This window comes from Gordonia sp. i37 (assembly GCF_002043085.1).
In the GTDB taxonomy this organism is placed as follows: domain Bacteria; phylum Actinomycetota; class Actinomycetes; order Mycobacteriales; family Mycobacteriaceae; genus Gordonia; species Gordonia polyisoprenivorans.
The window spans coordinates 1-4778 of sequence record NZ_MVPX01000183.1; the positions used below are offsets into that span (position 1 = coordinate 1).

General features: G+C 68.1%; 3 protein-coding genes. 2 read left to right on the forward strand and 1 reads right to left on the reverse strand.

Features of this window, described 5'->3' with window-relative positions:
• The first annotated feature begins 15 nt into the window (after positions 1-15).
• A complete protein-coding gene (locus tag B1964_RS08930) occupies positions 16-150 on the forward strand; it encodes a LysM peptidoglycan-binding domain-containing protein (protein WP_079929535.1) in 135 nt (44 codons plus the stop codon).
• A 58-nt stretch (positions 151-208) separates the two neighbouring features.
• Positions 209-715, forward strand: a complete 507-nt coding sequence (gene nrdR / locus B1964_RS08935) for a transcriptional regulator NrdR (RefSeq protein ID WP_014359831.1) — start codon at positions 209-211, stop codon at positions 713-715.
• On the opposite strand, the gene hrpA is transcribed toward nrdR, so the two are convergent.
• Positions 689-4741, reverse strand: a complete 4053-nt coding sequence (hrpA, locus tag B1964_RS08940) for an ATP-dependent RNA helicase HrpA (protein WP_079929534.1) — start codon at positions 4739-4741, stop codon at positions 689-691. The two genes, nrdR and hrpA, sit on opposite strands and share 27 nt — an antisense overlap.
• Positions 4742-4778 lie beyond the last annotated feature (37 nt).

Genomic DNA, 4778 nt, shown 5'->3' on the forward strand with positions numbered 1-4778 from the left:
CGTGCCGGGGAATCGCTGAACTCGGTTGCCGCACGGGTCGCGCCCGACCTGCCCCGGCAGGCCGTCATCGACGAGATCGCGCGGATGAACGAGATGTCCGGCAGCGGGCTCCAGGTCGGTCAGGCACTGCTGGTACCCGCCTACCGGTGACGACCGGGGTAGGCGATCACACGGCTGTTCCACCGCGGTGGGGCGGTATTGTCGGTGTATGCGCTGCCCGTTCTGCAGGAATGATGACACCAAGGTCATCGACTCCCGAGTTGCCGACGAGGGGCAGGCGATCCGTCGGCGCCGCTCCTGCAGCGCATGCGGTCGCCGGTTCTCGACGGTGGAGACCGCTGTCCTGGCCGTCGTCAAACGCAATGGCGTCACCGAGCCCTTCAGCCGCGAGAAAGTGATGCGTGGGGTCCGACGCGCGTGTCAGGGACGCCAGGTCGACGAGGACGATCTCGCGCAGCTCGCCCAACAGGTCGAGGAGACCGTTCGGGCCTCCGGAGTCGCCGAGATCCCCAGCAACGAGGTCGGATTGGCGATCCTCAAACCCTTGCGCGACCTCGATGAGGTCGCCTACCTGCGATTCGCGTCGGTGTACCGCTCGTTCGATTCCCTCGAGGACTTCCAACGCGAGATCGACGACCTGCAGGGCAATCTGACCCACGGCCGGACGACGCCCGCAGCCGGCGTCGTGTCAGCCGAGTCGGTCCAGGGTCCGTAGCGCCCGTTTCTCCGAGATCGGATAACGCGTGCCCAGTCGCTGCGCGAACAGACCGACCCGCAATTCCTCGACGAGCCAGTGCGCCTGTTCGTTGACCGCGTCTCGCCTGCCGTCGGGCACCTGCGCGAGCCGCTGGTTCCAGCGCTCCACCACCCGATCCAGTGCCTCCATGCCGGCGCGATCCCGCGCGGCGGATGCCGGCAGATGCTCCAGGCGCTCACGGGCAGCGCGCAGATAGCGGGGCACCTCCGCCAGGTGCTCCCGTGGGGTGGCGGCGACGAAGCCGTCGAACACCAGATGGCCGAGCTGTTCGGCGACGTCGTCGGCGGCGAGTTGCCCCGAATGGGTGTCGATCACACCGCGCAGTGCCACCAACTCCCGCAGGACGTCGACCGCGAGGCGTAGATACTCCGGAGCGGCGTCGGTCACCGCTGGCCGCAGCCGTTGGGCGAGCGCGGCGAACGCCTGGGGCGAACGTACGACGCGCAGTTCGTCGGGCTCCACGAGATCACGGATCGCTCGGCGTGTGCAATCGCCGAACAACCGCGCCGGCTCCCGATAGGGGCTCTGGCTCAACGCGATCCGTCCGGCAGGGTCCAGTCCGGAGGCGGCTTTCGGACTCAATGCGGGGATCGTGTTCTCCAACAACACGATCACGCCGCCGGCCAGGGCGGTGCTCGCCTCGGTGGTGGTCGCCGCCCGGACAACCGAGACCCCGTCGGGATGGCCGGCGCGGTGGGTCACGTGCAGAGTCGGGTAACGGGTGATGGTCTGCCCGGCGACGTCGGCGGTCTCGCTCGGCGCGAGTGTTCCGATGTCCTCGTCGGTCCACGTGGTGTACACCGGTGTGGCCGTCTGTGTGGTGGCGGCGGATGTCGGTTCCGACAGTTCGGCGAACGATGAAGTACGGGTGAGGATCTCGCCCTTGTCGTCGACGACCGCGAAGTGGATGCGCAGATGAGTCGGGAGTCGGTCGGGGTCGAAGTCGGCGGGCGAGACCGAGTGACGGGTGATGGTCGACAACTCCCGGGCCAGACCGCGGATCAGCGGCTCCGAGCGTGGGGTCAGCCGAGAGAGCGCCAGATCGGCGAAACGTTGGGCCGGTGCCATCGTTTTGCGCAGCGACTTCGGCAGGGTCTTGACGAGTTCGGTCGCCAACTCCGAGCGCATCCCCGGGACCAGCCAATCGAAGCCGGCGTTGCGTACATGGGGCAGAAGATCTTTCGGGATGACGACGGTGACGCCGTCGTCGGGCGCGCCGGGCTCGAAACGATACCGCAGCTCCAGACGGGTCTGGCCCTGCTGCCAGAACCCCGGATAGTCGGTGTCGGCGACGGCGACGTCAGCCGCCACATCGGCCGCGGTCAGGTCGAGCAGATGCGGTTGCGCCGACCGCGTCTTCTTCCACCAGGAGTCGAAATGTCGCGCCGAGGTCACCTCGGCAGGGATGCGCTGATCGTAGAACTCGAACAGTTGCTCCTCGGAGATCACCACATCGCGCCGTCGGGCGCGGTGCTCGACATCGGCGGCGTCGCTGAGCAGTTGCCGATTCCGGTGGAAGAACTCGTGGTCGGTCTTCCAGTCGCCCTCGACCAGGGCGTGCCGGAGGAACAACTCCCGGGAGACCTCGGGGTTGATGGGGCCATAGGTCACCCGGCGTCGTGCGACGAGGGTGACCCCGTAGAGGGTGACGCGTTCGTAGGCCATCGCCGCGCCCCGCCGCGACGACCAGTGCGGCTCGCTGTAGGTGCGTTTGACCAGGTCGCCGGCCAACCGTTCCACCCACAACGGGTCCACCCCGGCCACGGTGTGCGCGAACAACCGTGACGTCTCGATGATCTCGGCCGCCATCAGGAACGCGGGCGGCTTCTTGGCGACCGACGACCCGGGGAAGATCATCAGCGTGGTGTTGCGGGCTCCGGTGTATTCGCGGCCCTCGGCATTGCGTGCGGCGATGTTGCCGAGCAGCCCGGCGAGGATCGCGCGATGGATCGCATCGGCATCGATCTCGGTGCGTGGAGTCTCCCAGTCGAGGTCGGAGACGATGCCGCGCAACTGCCGATGCAGGTCCTGCCATTCCCGGATGCGCAGATAGTGCAGGAACTCGCGCTCGCACATCCGCCGGAATTGATTGCCCGACAGCTCTTTGCGCTTCTCCTGCAGATACGCCCACAGCGCCGGGTAGGCGAGGAAATCCGAGCCCGGGACCGCAAAGCGACGATGCGCGGCGTCGGCGGCCTCCCGATGTTCGGCCGGTCGCTCACGGACATCGGGCAGCGACAATGCCGCAGCAATGACGAGCACGTGCTCCAGACATCCCTCGTCGCGGGCGCCGACGAGCATGCGAGCGATCCGCGGATCGACCGGAATGCGCGCCATCGTCGCGCCGACCGGCGTCAGCCGGGGCGCCGTGCCGGAGTCCGACCGGGCAGTGCCGGAGTCCGACCGCGCTGTGCCGCGCGTCTTCTGGCCGCCGGTGGTGATCGCGCCCAGTTCACCCAGGACTGCCATGCCGTCGCGGATCGCCCGGGCGTCGGGTGGCTGCACGAACGGGAAGTCGGCGATGTCGCCGAGGCGCAGCGCGGTCATCTGCAGGATCACCGACGCCAGGTTGGTGCGCAGGATCTCCGGATCGGTGAAGGCGGGCCGGGCGTCGAAGTCCGCCTCGGAGTACAGCCGGATACACACGCCGGGCGCGACGCGCCCGCAGCGCCCGGCACGCTGGCGGGCGCTGGCCTGCGAGATGGGTTCGATCGGCAGCCGGAGCACCTTCGTGCGCGTCGAATAGCGGGAGATGCGTGCGGTCCCCGAATCGATGACGTAGCGAATGCCCGGAACCGTCAGCGATGTCTCGGCCACGTTGGTGGCCAACACGATTCGACGGCCGTCCGACGGCGAGAACACCTTCTGTTGGTCGGCGATGGACAACCGCGCGAACAGCGGAACCACCTCCGCGCCCGCGGCGACACGACGCGACAGCACTGCCGCGGCCTCTCTGATGTCGCGTTCGGTGGGCAGGAACACCAGGATGTCCCCGCGACCATTCGCGCCCCACAACTCGCCGATTGCGGCGTCGATCCCCTCGAACAGATCGAGATCGGCGTGCTCGCCGCCACCGGCGTCGTCGCCGGAATCAGGGTCTTCCCGCAGTGACAGCGGGCGATACCGCACCTCGACCGGATACGTGCGCCCCGACACCTCGAGGATCGGCACCTCGGTATCGGCGGTGGCGAAATGCCGTGCGAATCGGTCGGGTTCGATGGTCGCCGAGGTGATGATGACCTTGAGGTCGGGCCGGCGGGGCAGCAGGCGGCGCAGATAACCGAGGATGAAATCGATGTTGAGACTGCGTTCGTGGGCCTCGTCGACGATGATCGTGTCGTAGTGCCGCAGCATCGGGTCCGAGGAGATCTCCCGCAGCAGGATGCCGTCGGTCATCACCTTCACCAGCGTGTCGGCACCCGAACGATCGGAGAACCGCACGGAGTAACCGATGGCGTCGCCGATGTGGGTGCCCGTCTCGTCGGCGATCCGGCGCGCCACCGAACTGGCCGCGATCCGACGGGGTTGGGTGTGACCGATCGCCCCCCGCACACCGCGGCCGAGCTCGAGGCAGATCTTCGGCAACTGGGTGGTCTTGCCCGACCCGGTCTCCCCGGCGACGACGACCACCTGATGCTCGGCGATCGCCGCGGCGATCTCCGCACGCGCCGCCGACACCGGGAGCTCCGCCGGATACTCGATGACCGGGATCGCAGCACGTCGAGCAGCGATCCGTTTCTCGGCGCCCTCGATCGCACGGAGCAGGCCGTCCAGACGTTCGGGCGAGGGAGCTGCTCCGCGTTCGTCCGGTCCGCGCTTGTCCGGTCCGCGCTTGTCGAGTCCGAGTTTGTCGAGTCTGAGTTTGTCGAGTCTGCGGCCCAACGAGTGCTCGTCGACGATGCTCAGCCGAGCGATGCGCTCGCGCAGTTCGTGAGGATCGACGTCCTCCGGATGAGCGGTGGAGCGGGCGGGGGAGGAGGACATGATGCGTTCCAGGATATGGGGGCGGGGGGGGGGGGGG